The sequence below is a fragment of the Rugamonas apoptosis genome, from assembly GCF_014042355.1.
Taxonomy (GTDB): Bacteria; Pseudomonadota; Gammaproteobacteria; order Burkholderiales; family Burkholderiaceae_D; genus Rugamonas; species Rugamonas apoptosis.
The window spans coordinates 141,710-155,577 of record NZ_JACEZU010000014.1 but is presented as its reverse complement, the minus strand read 5'-3'; the positions used below and the strand labels follow the sequence as shown (position 1 = coordinate 155,577).

The 13,868-nt window shown below is 62.4% G+C and carries 14 protein-coding genes; 9 read left to right on the top strand and 5 right to left on the bottom strand.

The window, feature by feature from the left end:
• The first annotated feature begins 45 nt into the window (after positions 1–45).
• The 5 genes from prpR (at position 46) to H3H39_RS24030 (ending at position 5,089) form a co-directional block, all read left to right on the top strand.
• Positions 46–1,752, top strand: coding sequence for a propionate catabolism operon regulatory protein PrpR (gene prpR / locus H3H39_RS24050; protein WP_182156912.1), 1,707 nt, complete (start codon positions 46–48; stop codon positions 1,750–1,752).
• A gap of 82 nt (positions 1,753–1,834) precedes the next feature.
• On the top strand, positions 1,835–2,329 hold the full coding sequence (locus tag H3H39_RS24045; RefSeq protein WP_229218230.1) for a DUF6328 family protein: 495 nt from the start codon (positions 1,835–1,837) through the stop codon (positions 2,327–2,329).
• A 141-nt stretch (positions 2,330–2,470) separates the two neighbouring features.
• On the top strand, positions 2,471–3,343 hold the full coding sequence (locus H3H39_RS24040; RefSeq protein WP_182156911.1) for an alpha/beta fold hydrolase: 873 nt from the start codon (positions 2,471–2,473) through the stop codon (positions 3,341–3,343).
• Position 3,344: 1 nt separating this feature from the next.
• A complete protein-coding gene (locus tag H3H39_RS24035) occupies positions 3,345–4,391 on the top strand; it encodes a sensor histidine kinase (RefSeq protein WP_182156910.1) in 1,047 nt (348 codons plus the stop codon).
• Positions 4,391–5,089, top strand: a complete 699-nt coding sequence (locus H3H39_RS24030) for a LytR/AlgR family response regulator transcription factor (protein WP_182156909.1) — start codon at positions 4,391–4,393, stop codon at positions 5,087–5,089. The genes H3H39_RS24035 and H3H39_RS24030 overlap by 1 nt, the downstream gene beginning before the upstream one ends.
• A gap of 76 nt (positions 5,090–5,165) precedes the next feature.
• On the opposite strand, the gene clpA is transcribed toward H3H39_RS24030, so the two are convergent.
• Both clpA and clpS read right to left on the bottom strand, forming a co-directional pair.
• Positions 5,166–7,466 carry an ATP-dependent Clp protease ATP-binding subunit ClpA gene (clpA, locus tag H3H39_RS24025; protein WP_182156908.1) on the bottom strand — a complete coding sequence of 767 codons (2,301 nt, stop codon included), beginning with the start codon at positions 7,464–7,466 and terminating at the stop codon, positions 5,166–5,168.
• A complete protein-coding gene (gene clpS, locus H3H39_RS24020; protein ID WP_182156907.1) occupies positions 7,463–7,765 on the bottom strand; it encodes an ATP-dependent Clp protease adapter ClpS in 303 nt (100 codons plus the stop codon). Before clpS ends, clpA begins: the two co-directional genes overlap by 4 nt.
• Positions 7,766–8,088: 323 nt before the next feature.
• Here clpS and cspE point away from each other — a divergent pair, with 323 nt between their 5' ends.
• Positions 8,089–8,292 carry a transcription antiterminator/RNA stability regulator CspE gene (cspE, locus tag H3H39_RS24015; RefSeq protein ID WP_008446468.1) on the top strand — a complete coding sequence of 68 codons (204 nt, stop codon included), beginning with the start codon at positions 8,089–8,091 and terminating at the stop codon, positions 8,290–8,292.
• Positions 8,293–8,464: 172 nt separating this feature from the next.
• Here cspE and icd read toward each other — a convergent pair whose 3' ends face one another.
• Complete coding sequence (gene icd, locus H3H39_RS24010; RefSeq protein WP_182156906.1) at positions 8,465–9,718, bottom strand: NADP-dependent isocitrate dehydrogenase; 1,254 nt, start codon at positions 9,716–9,718, stop codon at positions 8,465–8,467.
• A gap of 230 nt (positions 9,719–9,948) precedes the next feature.
• Here icd and H3H39_RS24005 point away from each other — a divergent pair, with 230 nt between their 5' ends.
• Both H3H39_RS24005 and H3H39_RS24000 read left to right on the top strand, forming a co-directional pair.
• A complete protein-coding gene (locus tag H3H39_RS24005; protein WP_182156905.1) occupies positions 9,949–10,509 on the top strand; it encodes a pseudouridine synthase in 561 nt (186 codons plus the stop codon).
• 11 nt (positions 10,510–10,520) lie between these two features.
• Positions 10,521–10,889, top strand: a complete 369-nt coding sequence (locus H3H39_RS24000) for a hypothetical protein (protein WP_182156904.1) — start codon at positions 10,521–10,523, stop codon at positions 10,887–10,889.
• Positions 10,890–11,091: 202 nt separating this feature from the next.
• Here the strand turns inward: H3H39_RS24000 and rpsT are convergent, their stop codons facing one another.
• Complete coding sequence (gene rpsT / locus H3H39_RS23995; RefSeq protein ID WP_182156903.1) at positions 11,092–11,358, bottom strand: 30S ribosomal protein S20; 267 nt, start codon at positions 11,356–11,358, stop codon at positions 11,092–11,094.
• 288 nt (positions 11,359–11,646) lie between these two features.
• Here rpsT and murJ point away from each other — a divergent pair, with 288 nt between their 5' ends.
• Positions 11,647–13,197, top strand: coding sequence for a murein biosynthesis integral membrane protein MurJ (gene murJ / locus H3H39_RS23990; RefSeq protein ID WP_182156902.1), 1,551 nt, complete (start codon positions 11,647–11,649; stop codon positions 13,195–13,197).
• Positions 13,198–13,264: 67 nt separating this feature from the next.
• Here the strand turns inward: murJ and H3H39_RS23985 are convergent, their stop codons facing one another.
• On the bottom strand, positions 13,265–13,744 hold the full coding sequence (locus H3H39_RS23985) for an FxDxF family PEP-CTERM protein (protein WP_182156901.1): 480 nt from the start codon (positions 13,742–13,744) through the stop codon (positions 13,265–13,267).
• Positions 13,745–13,868: the final 124 nt, after the last annotated feature.

Sequence of the window (13,868 nt, the reverse complement as noted above, 5' to 3'; positions counted from 1 at the left end):
GTTTCACCGTGAAACGCTGAAACGCGTTTGGCGTACAATAGCGGCATGCGCCATTCCACTCCCCTGCCCCTGGACAACATCGACAAGCCCGTGATCTGGACCGTGTCGGTGTCACGTTTGTTCGACCTGTTCCGCGATATCACGCTCGAATACGACGACCTGGCCACCATCGAACCGATCAACCTGGGCTTCGACGAAGCGGCCCGCCACATCCGCGAACGGATGGCGACCGAGCGCTGCGACGCCGTGATCGCGGCCGGCTCCAACGCCGCCTATCTGAAGGGCCGGCTGTCGGTGCCGGTGGTGATCGCCAAGGCCAGCGGCTTCGACGTGATGCAGGCACTGGCGCGGGCGCGCCGGGTGTCCGAGCGCATCGGCGTGATCACCTACCAGGAACGGCTGCCGGAACTGGCCGAATTCGCCGCCACCTTCGGCTTCGAGATCGCGCAGCGCACCTACGTGACCGAGGAGGATGCGCGGGCCCAGATCAACGAACTGAAGGCGGCCGGCATCCAGGCCATCGTCGGCGCGGGCCTGATCACCGACCTGGCCGAGGAAGCGGGATTGACGGGCGTATTCGTCTACTCGGCCGCCTCGATCCGCCAAGCGTTCGACGACGCGCTGGAAATGGCGCGCCTGACCCAGCTGGAAGTGAACCGCAGCCGGCGCGTGGTGGTGGCCGACACGCTGCGCGCCAAGCATGGCCTGAACGATCTGCGCGGTGACTCGGCCGCCATGGAAGGGCTGCGCCAGTCCGTGGTGCTGTACGCGAAGTCGCCGGCCACGGTGCTGATCCAGGGCGAGACGGGCTGCGGCAAGGAACTGGTGGCGCAAGCCATCCACCGCGAGAGCCCGCGCATCCTGGGCCAGAACCGGCCGTTCGTGGCCGTCAACTGCGGCGCCATCGCCGAATCGCTGCTGGAATCGGAACTGTTCGGCCACGAGGAAGGCGCGTTCACGGGTGCGCGCCGCGGCGGCCACGCGGGCCTGTTCGAAGCGGCCAACCGCGGCACCCTGTTCCTCGACGAAATCGGCGAGATGCCGCTGACGCTGCAAACACGGCTGCTGCGGGTGCTCGAGGAACGGGAAGTGGTGCGGGTGGGCGGCACCCGGCCCATCGCCGTCAACGTGCGCATCATCAGCGCCACCCACTGCGACCTCGAACAACGCGTGCGTGAGGGGCGCTTCCGGGCCGACCTGTTCTACCGGCTGGCCGTGCTGCGGCTGTCGCTGCCGCCGCTGCGGGCGCGCGAAGACGACGTGATCGGGCTGGCCGAATGGTCGCTCAAGAACGCGCTGGCGGCGCTGAGCGCACGCCCCCATCCCAACCTGCACGCCGAGATCATGGCCTGCGCCCCGCTGCTGCGCCAGTACGACTGGCCCGGCAACGTGCGCGAACTGCGTAACCTGACGGAACGATTGGCCCTGTTCCTGGCGGCCGAACCATTGCAGGCGCTCACGCCCAGCTTCGTGCTGAGCGTGGCGCCGGAACTGGCGCCGCGCGCGGTCAGCGGTGGCATGTTGGATGGCGTGATGCTGCCGCCGTCGCTGCCGCCGTCAACGCAGCAGGGCCTGCCGACAGCGCAGCGGACCGCCCTGCCCGCCCCCATCCCCGCGCCCGCCATCCCGGCCGAATCCGTGACGGCCGTACTGGCCCGTTTCGGCGGCCGCCGCGACGCCGCCGCCGACTACCTGGGCATCAGCCGCACCACGCTGTGGCGCAAGCTGCGGGCCGAAGGCGGCGCCGGCTGACGCGCCTTTTCATCACCGGAAACGGACGCGCGCCGTTCCGCGCAAACGCTACAATCAAGCCAGACCGGCACCGGCGGGCGCGATGGAAAACCAGCACGAACCCAATTCGCTGAAAGAGCAGATGCGCAATGTGATCGAGGAGGCGCGCATGGTGCTGCCCGGCATACAGGCGCTGTTCGGGTTCCAGACCATCGCCGTGTTCAACCAGCGCTTTATGGACCTGCCCCGGCCGATGCAGGTCTGCCATTTATTAGCCCTGGCACTGGTGGTGCTGGCGATCGCACTCGCCATGGCGCCGGCCGCATATCACCGCATTGTTGAATCGCACCAGGTATCGGAACAGACCGTCAGACTATCGTCCGGGTTCATCTGCGCCGCGCTGGCGCCGCTGGCGGGTGGATTGGCGCTGGACATGGCCGTGGTGCTGTATCTGGTCACGCCGTCGTATGCGGCAAGCGCGGCGGGCACGGCGGGCACGCTGGCCCTGTTGCTGGGCCTGTGGTTCGCCCTCCCGCTGCGGGCCCGCAAGCAGCGCGGTGAAGCTCCGGCGCATCGCTCCCGACTGCCGGGCCACTGACGGCATCCGACCGTTGACTTCGTGGACCGGCAACCCGGTCACCGAACCGTTCATCTCCCATACCGACCGCTTATCCCGCAGCGCTGGCGATGCCGATCCGGGCCACCTACCATGCCCGTACCAACACTTCCTGGAGCACACATGAAACCAATTCTGATCCGCCTGTTCGCCATTGCCGCAGGCTTGCTGCTGCCATATGCGCAGGTGCAGGCGGCCTCTCCTCCCGCGTTCGAGGTCAGCGTGAGCGGCCACGGCCAGCCTGTCATTCTGATCCCGGGGCTGGCCAGCGCCGGGGCGGTATGGGATGACACGGTGGCGCGCTATTGTGGCCAGCGCCAATGCCATGTGCTCACACTGGCTGGCTTTGCCGGCGTACCGGCCATCAATGCGCCGCTGCTGCCAAACGTGGAGCAACAGCTGAGCGACTACATCGCCAACAACCACCTCGCGCAGCCCGTCATCATCGGCCACAGCCTGGGCGGCTACCTGGCGCTCAAGCTGGCCAGCGACCATCCGCGACAGGTGGGCAAGCTGATCATCGTCGATGCGCTGCCAGCGCTGGGCGCCACCCAGTTGCCCAGCGCCACACCAGTGCAACTGAAGGAGGTCGCAGGGAACGTCCGCGACCGCATGTTGGCGCAGGATGCGGCCAGCTACGCCGCCAACCAGCGCGCGGCGCTGGCGACCATGATCAGCCGTCCGGCCGATATCGCGCGCGTGGCCGCATGGGGGCAAAACTCCGACCGCGTCACAGTCGCCAACGCGATGGCCGACTTGCTGCAGGACGACCTGCGGCAAGCCATCGCGCGCATCCAGTCGCCCACGCTGGTACTGGGCACGTGGATCGCTTACCAGCAATATGCGCCGCGCGCGGCCATCGAACAGATGTACCGCCAGCAGTACAGCGCCCTGCCCGGTGTGCAATTGGCCATGGCGGACACGGCACGGCATTTCATCATGGTCGATGATCCCGATTGGATGTATGCTCGCATCGACGAATTTCTAAAAGAGTAAGATGAAGCAAACGACAATCCCCCTGTTCGCGCGCATCCGCTGGTACTGGCCCGCGCAGCTGGCCGGCTGGTGCTGCGTCCCGCTGTTCTTCCTGGCCTACGCGATCGACGGGAAGATCAACGCCGCCTTCCTGGCGATTTGCTGGTGGGGCGCCGGTTCTGGATTACTGTTGTCGGACCTGTGGCACCGCCTGCTCAAGCACCGCTATTTGCACGACGGCATGGCAAACTGGCGTGCCGTCGGCATCGCCGTGCTGCTTTTGGGCGTGCTCAACGTCGGTGTGCAAACGCTGGGATTCGCCCTGATCCAGCCGTTCGGCCCATTGCATGGCAACAGCTTAGGGTGGCTGCCGCAGGCGCTGATGTTCTGGTGGGGCATGCATCTGGGCTGGAACATCATCTATGCCACCGTGCTGGCCTTGCGGCGCGCTCACCGCTTCGAAGAGGCGACGCTGCGCCTGCAGATATTGGCCAAGGATGCGGAACTGCGCGCGCTGCAAGCTCAGGTCAACCCGCATTTCTTTTTCAACAGCATGAACAGCGTGCGTGCGCTGGTGTTTGCAGATCCGCCGGCCGCCGCCGATATGATAGACCAGCTGACCAGCCTGATGCGGTACACATTGCAGGCCGGCCAGAGCAGCACGGTGGCGTTGGCCAGCGAAATGGCTGCCGTGGAAAACTATCTGGCGATCGAAAAGATCCGCTTCGAGCAACGCATGCGCGTCAACGTCACGCTCGCCCGTGGCCTGGAACAGGTGCCGGTACCGCCCATGGCCGTGCAGACGCTGGTGGAGAACGCCGTCAAATACGGCGTCGAAGCGCGTGCGGACGGCAGCGATATCCACATCACGGGTCACCGCCACGCCGACACCGTGTTGATCGAAATCGCCAACCAAGGCGCCATCGTGCCGTTCACCAACTCCACGCAGGTGGGCCTGCGCAACACACGCCAGCGCCTGCAATTGGCGCTGGGCCCGAATGCAGACCTGGACCTGAGCGAGCGCGATGGCTGGGTGCGTGCCACGCTGTCCTTGCCGGTGGCCGCCTGATGCGCGCGCTGCTGGTGGACGATGAACGCCTGGCGCGCGCCGAACTGCGCCGTTTGCTGGCCGCACACGCCGACATCGAGATCATCGGCGAGGCCGTCAACGCGGCCGACGCTGTGCAGCAGATCGTTGCACTGCAGCCGGAGCTGGTGTTCCTCGACGTGCAAATGCCCGGTGGCAACGGCTTTGACGTGTTGGCCGCGCTCGATTGCGCGCCACACGTGATTTTCACCACCGCCTACGATCAATACGCCATGCAAGCATTCGAAGTGAATGCGCTCGATTATCTGCAAAAGCCGATCCAGGCCACACGACTGGCCGCTGCGCTGGGGCGACTGGGCTTGCGCCAGACCGGCGCCAGCGCCGCCGCACGGAAGATGTTCATCAAGGATGGCGAGCGTTGCTGGTTTGTCGAACTCGACCAGATCCGGCTGTGTGAATCGGAAGGCAACTATAGCCGCGTGTTCTTCCACAACGAACAAGCGCTGGTGGCGCACTCGCTGAACCGACTGGAGGACAGACTGAGCCTGGCGCCGCAACAGTTCTTTCGCACCAGCCGCAAGCACATCGTCAACCTGAATTTCGTACAACGGATCACATCCAATGCCAACGGCGGGCTCGAATTGCTGCTGCCCGGCCAACTGACGGTGGAGGTATCGCGCCGGCGCGCGACGCAGTTCCGTCAGCTGTCCGACTGGTAAGCGCAGCGCAGACTGCCCGGTCGGGCCGAAAAAAAACCCGCACGCATGCGGGTTCTTGGGTCTGCCGGCAAGCGGCTTATTCCACTTCCACCGTCTCCGGTGGCGGCGTCGGCGCGGCGTCCGATTCCGGGAACTCCAGCTTGACCTGATCCTTCTCGTCCAGATCCACCGTCACCCGGCCACCGGTCACCAGGCGGCCGAACAGCAGCTCGTCGGCCAGCGCCTTGCGGATCATGTCCTGGATCAGGCGCGACATGGGGCGCGCGCCCATCAGCGGGTCGAAGCCTTTCTTGGCGAGGAACTTGCGCAGCTTCTCGGTGAAGATGGCTTCCACTTTCTTCTCATGCAGCTGTTCTTCCAGCTGCATCAGGAACTTGTCGACCACGCGCAGGATGATTTCCTCGTCCAGCGCGCGGAAGCTGATGGTGGCGTCGATCCGGTTGCGGAACTCAGGCGTGAACATACGCTTGATGTCGGCCATCTCGTCGCCGGCCTGCTTGGTGGTGGTGAAGCCGATCGACGCCTTCTGCAAGCTCTCGGCGCCCGCGTTGGTGGTCATGATGATGATCACGTTGCGGAAGTCGGCCTTGCGTCCGTTGTTGTCGGTCAGCGTGCCATGGTCCATCACCTGCAGCAGGATGTTGAAGATGTCCGGATGGGCCTTCTCGATCTCGTCCAGCAGCAGCACGGCATGCGGCTTCTTGGTGATCGCTTCCGTCAGCAAACCACCCTGGTCGAAGCCCACGTAGCCGGGCGGCGCGCCGATCAGACGGCTCACGGCATGGCGCTCCATGTACTCGGACATGTCGAAGCGGATCAGCTCGATACCGAGGATGAAGGCCAGCTGCTTGGCCACTTCCGTCTTGCCCACGCCGGTGGGACCGGAGAACAGGAAGGAGCCGATCGGCTTGTCGGTCTTGCCCAGGCCGGCGCGCGCCATCTTGATGGCCGAGGCCAGCGCTTCGATGGCGGGATCCTGCCCGAACACGACGTTGCGCAAGTCGCGGTCGATGGTCTGCAGCTTGCTGCGGTCGTCCTGGTTGACGGTTTGCGGCGGGATACGGGCGATCTTGGCGATGATGTCCTCGATCTCCGTCTTGCCGATGGTTTTCTTCTGCTTCGACTTGGGCAGGATGCGCTGGGCCGCACCGGCCTCGTCGATCACGTCGATGGCCTTGTCGGGCAAGTGGCGGTCGTTGATGAAGCGGGCCGCCAGTTCAGCGGCCGTGGACAGCGCCGACGACGAATACTTGACGCCGTGGTGTTCCTCGAAGCGCGACTTGAGGCCGCGCAGGATCTGCACGGTCTGCTCGACGGTGGGCTCGTTGACGTCCACTTTCTGGAAGCGGCGGCTGAGTGCATGGTCCTTCTCGAACACGCCGCGGAATTCCGTGTAGGTGGTGGCGCCGATGCACTTGAGCTGGCCGTTGGCCAACGCCGGTTTCAGCAGGTTGGACGCGTCCAGCGTGCCGCCCGAGGCGGAACCGGCGCCGATGATGGTGTGGATCTCATCGATGAACAGGATGCCGTTCGGGTTGTCCTTGAGCTGCTTGAGCACGGCCTTGAGGCGCTGCTCGAAGTCGCCCCGGTACTTGGTGCCGGCCAGCAGCGCGCCCATGTCGAGCGAATAGACGACGGCGTGCTGCAGGATTTCCGGCACGTCGTTCTGGGTGATGCGGTAAGCCAGGCCTTCGGCGATGGCGGTCTTGCCCACGCCAGCCTCGCCCACCAGCAGCGGGTTGTTCTTGCGGCGGCGGCACAGCACCTGGATCACGCGGTCGACTTCGTCCTCGCGGCCGATCAGCGGATCGATCTTGCCTTCGGCGGCGGCCTTGTTGAGGTTCTGGGTGAACTGGTCGAGCGGGCTTTCCTTCTGCTGGCCATCGGACGGGGCGCCTTCTTCCACGCCTTCGGACGCCTTGGCGCTCTCGGAAGCCTGGTCCTTGCGCACGCCGTGCGAAATGAAGTTGACCACGTCCAGCCGCGTCACGCCCTGCTGGTGCAGGTAGTACACGGCATGCGAGTCCTTCTCACCGAAAATGGCCACCAGCACGTTGGCGCCCGTCACTTCCTTCTTGCCGTTGGAAGCGGACTGCACGTGCATGATGGCGCGCTGGATCACGCGCTGGAAACCGAGCGTGGGCTGGGTGTCCACCTCACCCGTGCCGGGCACGGTGGGCGTGTTGTCGCCGATAAAGTTGGTCAACGTCTTGCGCAAGTCCTCGATGTTGACGGCGCAGGCGCGCAACACTTCAGCCGCCGACGGGTTGTCCAGCAGCGCCAGCAGCAAATGCTCGACGGTGATGAATTCGTGCCGTGCCTGTCGGGCTTCGACAAACGCCATGTGCAAACTTACTTCTAATTCCTGCGCGATCATACTTCCTCCATCACACACTGCAGGGGGTGGCCTGCCTTGCGCGCATGCGTTAAAACGAACTCCACTTTGGTACAGGCTATGTCCTTGGAAAACACGCCACACACGCCCTTGCCGTGCTGGTGCACGCTGAGCATGATCTGCGTGGCCGTTTCTCTGTCCTTGTTGAAATACTCCTGGATGATGGCGACGACGAATTCCATCGGCGTGTAGTCATCATTCAGCAGCGCCACCTGGTAGAGAGGTGGCGGCTTCAGCGTTTGCCGCTCCAGCAGGGTTTCAGTGTCATGCTTGGTTGCCATACGCTTATATTCTAATGCTTTCGGGATTGTTGCAATGCGCATTTCTCAGCGCCTTGCCATTTGTTGTCCATCTTACGCGTTTTCTCATCCCCGCGCAGATGGCGCCCGGGACGGGAAATTCAAGAGTTGTTTTTGTGCCAATTGTCTTAAAAATAGCAAAACACCCTCGAAAGCGCTTGACTTTAAAAATCCACGCGCTAACAATGCGTTATCGACTGTGTGCAGAAATGTACATGTTGATAAGAAGTGAGGCGTGAGGAGGGGGCAAGAAGCTTCTTGCCTTTATGGCTCGTGTGATCAGTTTTTATTTGAAAGTTCTTTTTATGGCAACAGGTACTGTTAAGTGGTTCAATGATTCCAAAGGTTTTGGCTTCATCACTCCAGATGACGGCGGTGAGGATTTGTTCGCTCACTTCTCCGCGATCAACATGAACGGTTTCAAGACCCTCAAAGAAGGTCAAAAAGTTCAGTTCGAAGTCACGCAAGGCCCTAAAGGCAAGCAAGCTTCCAACATCCAGTCGGCGTAAGCGCCCACTACGGAAGTCGAAAACCCCGCCCTGCGGGGTTTTTTTTCGTCCCGAAGGCGGGCCCGGCTGTTGCGCCGGCGTCACGCCATCATGCGTTGAGCACCCGGCAAAAAGCCCCGCCCTCTCGCGAGAACGGGGCTTTTTAGTAGCACGGCACAGGCCGCGCCGCCGCTTACATATTGGCGATCATCACGTCGCCGAAGCCCGAGCACGACACCTGGGTCGCACCTTCCATCAGGCGTGCGAAGTCGTAGGTAACGCGCTTGGAGGCGATCGATTTCTGCATCGAGTCGATCACCAGGTCGGCCGCCTCGGTCCAGCCCATGTGGCGCAGCATCATTTCGGCCGACAGGATCAGCGAACCGGGGTTCACGTAATCCTTGCCAGCGTATTTCGGCGCGGTGCCGTGGGTGGCTTCGAACATGGCCACGGAGTCCGACAGGTTGGCGCCCGGCGCGATGCCGATGCCGCCCACCTGGGCCGCCAGCGCGTCCGAGATGTAGTCGCCGTTCAGGTTCAGGGTGGCGATCACACTGTATTCAGCGGGACGCAGCAGGATCTGTTGCAGGAATGCATCAGCGATCGAATCCTTGACCGTGATCTCGCGACCGGTCTTCGGATTCTTGAACTTGCACCATGGGCCGCCATCGATCAGCTCGGCGCCGAATTCCTTCTGGGCCAGTTCGTAGGCCCAGTCACGGAAGCCGCCTTCCGTGTATTTCATGATGTTGCCTTTGTGAACGATGGTCACGGATGGCTTGTCATTGTCGATCGCGTACTGGATCGCCTTGCGCACCAAGCGCTGGGTACCCTGGCGCGACACGGGCTTGATGCCGATGCCCGAGGTTTCCGGGAAGCGGATCTTGGTCACGCCCATTTCCTTGACCAGGAAGTCGATCAGTTTCTTGGCGTTGTCCGAACCTTCGGCCCATTCGATACCGGCGTAGATGTCTTCCGAGTTCTCGCGGAAGATCACCATGTCGGTCTTCTCCGGCTCTTTCACCGGCGATGGCACGCCCGTGAAGTAGCGCACCGGGCGCAGGCAGACATACAGGTCCAGCTGCTGGCGCAGGGCCACGTTGAGCGAGCGGATGCCGCCACCGACCGGGGTGGTCAGCGGGCCCTTGATGGAGACCACGTAATCCTTCAGTACTTGCAGCGTCTCTTCCGGCAGCCACACGTCGGGGCCGTACACGGTGGTCGACTTCTCGCCGGCATAGATCTCCATCCAGCTGATCTTGCGCTTGCCGCCGTAAGCCTTGGCCACGGCCGCGTCGATCACTTTGATCATCACCGGGCTGATATCGACGCCGGTGCCATCGCCTTCGATGTAGGGAAGGATAGGGTTATCTGGTACATTCAGGGAAAAATCGGCGTTGACGGTGATTTTCTTGCCGTCGGCTGGGACTTTGATATGTTGATACATCGTGTTCTCCGAAGTGGACGCTCGGCAAGCGGCAACGTCGTTGCGCTTCCAGGGCATGATCTGCAATCTGAATTTGTTACCTATTTACCACGTTTAGGCTGAGTCTTAACTCAAGTCTTCTATAAGACATAAGACACGCGTTTCACATTATGCACCAGTATTTTGCCAGGCGCTATGGCTTTTTCGTCACCGGCGTTTAAGCCTACACCACAATCGATCTCCATATAACTATGTCTTTAATACTATTCAACAAGCCGTTCCAGGTGCTGTGCCAGTTCTCGCCGCAGGAAGGCCGCCCCACCCTGGCTGACTACCTGCAGATCCCCAACATCTACCCGGCCGGCCGGCTTGACGCCGACAGCGAGGGCTTGCTGCTGCTGACCGACGACGGCAAGCTGCAGCACGACATCGCCCACCCCGCCCATAAGCAACCGAAGACTTACCTGGTGCAGGTGGATGGCGTGCCCGACGCCGACAGCCTGGCCCGGCTGCAGGCGCCGATCGACCTGGGTGACTTCACCACCCAACCGTGCAAGGCGGTGCGCATCGCCGAGCCGGAATGGCTGTGGCCGCGCAACCCGCCGATCCGCCAGCGGGCCGACCAGCCCACCAGCTGGCTGGCCATCACGCTGCAGGAAGGAAAGAATCGCCAGGTGCGGCGCATGACGGCGGCCGTCGGCCTGCCCACGCTGCGGCTGGTGCGCAGCGCCATCGGCGCCATTTCGCTGGCCAGCCATCCGCTCATGCCCGGTGAATGGCGGGCCGTGACGCCGGCCGAACTGGGAAAATAAGCAGTGGCACCATGTTGCGGCGCAGCAAAAATATTTTCAGAAAATGGGGATTTTTTCGAGAAATCATGTCAACGGACAATTTCCCGCCCACGTTAAGGAGAGCAGATTCACTTGAATCCTTGATTTCTTCAACCGCCAAAGGAACTGACATGTCTAAAATCATCGCTGCTCTGGTTGCATCCCTGTTCGCCGCTTCCGCTTTCGCCGCTGCTCCAGCGTCGGCATCCGCATCGGCTTCCGCTCCTATGGCTTCCGCTGCTTCCGCTTCCGCTTCGGCCGAAGCCGCTGCTCCTGCGAAGAAAGCCAAGAAAGCCCATAAAGCCAAGAAAGCTGCTTCGGCCTCCGCTTCCGCTGAAGCTTCGGCACCAGCCGCCAAGTAATCTTTCCGGCTCCATCAAAAAGGCAGGCGCGTCCTGCCTTTTTTTACGTCCGTCGCCGGCGCGCGGAACAAGATGGCGCACTGCGGCGCGCGGCACGGAAGCGGAAACCGGGAAGCGCAAACGACAAAACCCGCGCTGACCAGAGGTCAGGCGGGCTCTTGCTGTACTCCCTGTCGCAGCCGTGGCCGCGATCAGCAGGAAATTAAGCGGACAGTGCCTTCAGGGCAGCTGCCAGACGGCTCTTGTGGCGAGCGGCCTTGTTTTTGTGGATGATCTTCTTGTCGGCGATGCTGTCGATGGTCGACACGGATGCCTGGAAGATAGCGGCCGCGGCCGCTTTGTCGCCACCCTGGATCGCTTTACGTACCGCTTTGATCGCGGTGCGCAGGGTCGAACGCTGGGACGAGTTGTGTGCGTTTTGCTTAACTGCTTGACGAGCGCGTTTGCGCGCTTGTGCGGTATTTGCCATGGAATTTCCTAAATCAGGGTCAAAGTGCGTTTGCAAACATTATTGTTTGCCAAACAGGTGCGTTCAGTGCAGCTGCCGAACCATGTGAGTCAAACTACTGCCTGCCAAACATTAGTGTCTGCGTAACAGAATTCTGTACAGCCTTCGATTATAGCGATGTTTTTCAACCGGAGCAATTCAAAAATTCAGATTATTGCAAGGCCTCTTGAGCCAGCCAGGGGCGGCGGGGCCAACTATTCCAGCGCCACGTGCGCGTGAGCACTATTGCAACCGTTATAATCTCGCCCCATGAACTTGCTCAAAACCCTCGCTGGCATCTCCAGCATGACCCTGCTTTCCCGCGTGACGGGCCTGTTGCGCGAAACCCTGTTCGCGCGCGCCTTTGGCGCCGGCGCCTACACCGACGCCTTCATCGTCGCGTTCCGCATACCCAACCTGCTGCGGCGCCTGTTCGCCGAAGGCGCGTTCTCGCAAGCGTTCGTCCCCATCCTGTCGGAATACAAGAGCCAGCACGGCCAGGAGGCGAGCAAGACGCTGGCCGACCATGTAGCCAACACGCTGGTGTGGGCCACCCTGCTGGTGAGCGTGGCCGGCATCGTCGGCGCGCCCGTGTTCGTGTACCTGATCGCCACCGGCCTGCACGCCGACCCGGACGCGTTCGACGCGGCCGTGTGGATGACGCGCTTGATGTTCCCTTATATTAGCTTCATGTCGTTCGTGGCGCTGGCCGGGGGCATCCTCAACACCTGGCGCGAATTCAAGATCCCGGCCTTCACGCCGGTGCTGCTGAACCTGTCGTTCATCGCCGCCTCGCTGTTCCTGCAATCGCACCTGGCCCAGCCCATCTACGCCATGGCCATCGCCGTGTTCGTGGGCGGCGTGCTGCAGGTGGGCATGCAGGTTCCGGCCCTGATGCGCATCGGCATGCTACCGCGCTTGTCGCTGAACCCGGCGGCCGGTCTGAGCGACCCCGGCGTGCGCCGCGTGCTGAAAAAGATGGGACCGGCCGTGTTCGCCGTCTCGGCCGCCCAGATCAGCCTGATGATCAACACCAGCATCGCCTCGCGACTGGCCGAGGGCAGTATTTCCTGGCTATCGTACGCGGACCGGCTGATGGAATTCCCCACCGCCATGCTGGGCGTGGCGCTGGGCACCATCCTGCTGCCCAGCCTGTCCAAAGCCAACGCCGATGGCGACACCGAGGAATACTCCAACCTGCTGGACTGGGGCTTGCGCCTGACCTTCCTGCTGGCCCTGCCGTCGGCCGTGGGCATGGCCACGCTGGCCGAGCCGCTGATCACGACGCTGTTCCACTACGGTAAGTTCTCCGACCACGCGGCCGCCATGTCGGCCCGGCCCCTGATCGCCTACAGCGTCGGCCTGCTGGGCATCATCCTGGTCAAGACGCTGGCGCCCGCGTTTTATGCGCGCCAGGACATCCGCACCCCCGTCAAGATCGCGGTAGGGGTGCTGGTGGCGACCCAGTTGATGAATATGCTGTTCGTACCCTACATCGCCGTGGCCGGCCTGGCCCTGTCGATCGGCCTGGGCGCCTGCGTCAACGCCGCTTTCCTGTACACGGGCTTGCGCAAGCGCGGCATCTACCATCCGCTGCCGGGCTGGGGCTGGTTCTTCGTGCGGGTGGTGCTGGCCTGCGCCGCCATGGGCGCGGCCGCCTGGTACAGCGCCAGCCTGGTGGACTGGCTGGGCATGCAGCAGCACGCGCTGCTGCGCGCCGGCGCCTTGTTGCTCGTCATCGCCGTCAGCGGCGCCGTCTATTTCGGCGCCCTGCTGGCCATGGGCTTCCGGCTGCGCGACTTCAAGCGCATGGCCCGCTGAGGCAACGCCGGAGTCCAGAGGTAAAAAAACCCGCCGCAGCGGGTTTTTTTATTTCGCTGGCAGCGAATTAAGCCGATTTCTTGGCTTTGCGACGGGCCACAACGCCCATCAGTGCCAGGCCGCCCAGCAGCATGCCATAGGTTTCTGGCTCAGGTACGGCCGACACGTTGTAGGTGCCGCTGTAGCCGGCGCCACTGTAAGCCGTACCAGCCAGGTCGAGCACAAATGGGCCTACGCCATTGTATTTCACACCGAAGAACTCCAGACCATCGAATTCGATGGCATGGCCATGCTGACCGTTCAAGTTGGACGTTACATCGTTGAAGCTCAGGTTCTGGCCCGACACGGTCAAGCCGATCTTGTAGGTGCCAGCACCCAGGTTGCCCAGGGTGATCAGGTCGTGGCCACCGGACAGGATGCCGTCGCCAATGTCAGCGGTAAAGACGTGCGTTTTGCCGTCAGCAACGATATTCAACGTCTGATCGCCAGCGAAAGCGGAGAACGAGGCTGCGGCCAGCAGGCCGGCAACGATATATTTCAATTTCATGAGGAAAATCCCTAAAAATGAACTTGGTTGCGCTTGCGCCAACCAATAAGTTAATGAAGTACTACTGGTCACAATAGTAGCATATTTGCATTAATTCGCATTGTAAATATTCCATTTTGAATTG

Coding starts and splice junctions, on each gene's coding strand:
- H3H39_RS24035 (WP_182156910.1), top strand. CDS start 3,345: ATGAAGCAAACGACAATCCCCCTGTTCGCGCGCATCCGCTGGTACTGG.
- rpsT (WP_182156903.1), bottom strand. CDS start 11,358: ATGGCAAATACCGCACAAGCGCGCAAACGCGCTCGTCAAGCAGTTAAG.
- cspE (WP_008446468.1), top strand. CDS start 8,089: ATGGCAACAGGTACTGTTAAGTGGTTCAATGATTCCAAAGGTTTTGGC.
- H3H39_RS24000 (WP_182156904.1), top strand. CDS start 10,521: ATGTTGCGGCGCAGCAAAAATATTTTCAGAAAATGGGGATTTTTTCGA.
- icd (WP_182156906.1), bottom strand. CDS start 9,718: ATGTATCAACATATCAAAGTCCCAGCCGACGGCAAGAAAATCACCGTC.
- H3H39_RS24005 (WP_182156905.1), top strand. CDS start 9,949: ATGTCTTTAATACTATTCAACAAGCCGTTCCAGGTGCTGTGCCAGTTC.
- murJ (WP_182156902.1), top strand. CDS start 11,647: ATGAACTTGCTCAAAACCCTCGCTGGCATCTCCAGCATGACCCTGCTT.
- H3H39_RS24040 (WP_182156911.1), top strand. CDS start 2,471: ATGAAACCAATTCTGATCCGCCTGTTCGCCATTGCCGCAGGCTTGCTG.
- clpS (WP_182156907.1), bottom strand. CDS start 7,765: ATGGCAACCAAGCATGACACTGAAACCCTGCTGGAGCGGCAAACGCTG.
- clpA (WP_182156908.1), bottom strand. CDS start 7,466: ATGATCGCGCAGGAATTAGAAGTAAGTTTGCACATGGCGTTTGTCGAA.
- H3H39_RS24030 (WP_182156909.1), top strand. CDS start 4,391: ATGCGCGCGCTGCTGGTGGACGATGAACGCCTGGCGCGCGCCGAACTG.
- prpR (WP_182156912.1), top strand. CDS start 46: ATGCGCCATTCCACTCCCCTGCCCCTGGACAACATCGACAAGCCCGTG.
- H3H39_RS24045 (WP_229218230.1), top strand. CDS start 1,835: ATGGAAAACCAGCACGAACCCAATTCGCTGAAAGAGCAGATGCGCAAT.
- H3H39_RS23985 (WP_182156901.1), bottom strand. CDS start 13,744: ATGAAATTGAAATATATCGTTGCCGGCCTGCTGGCCGCAGCCTCGTTC.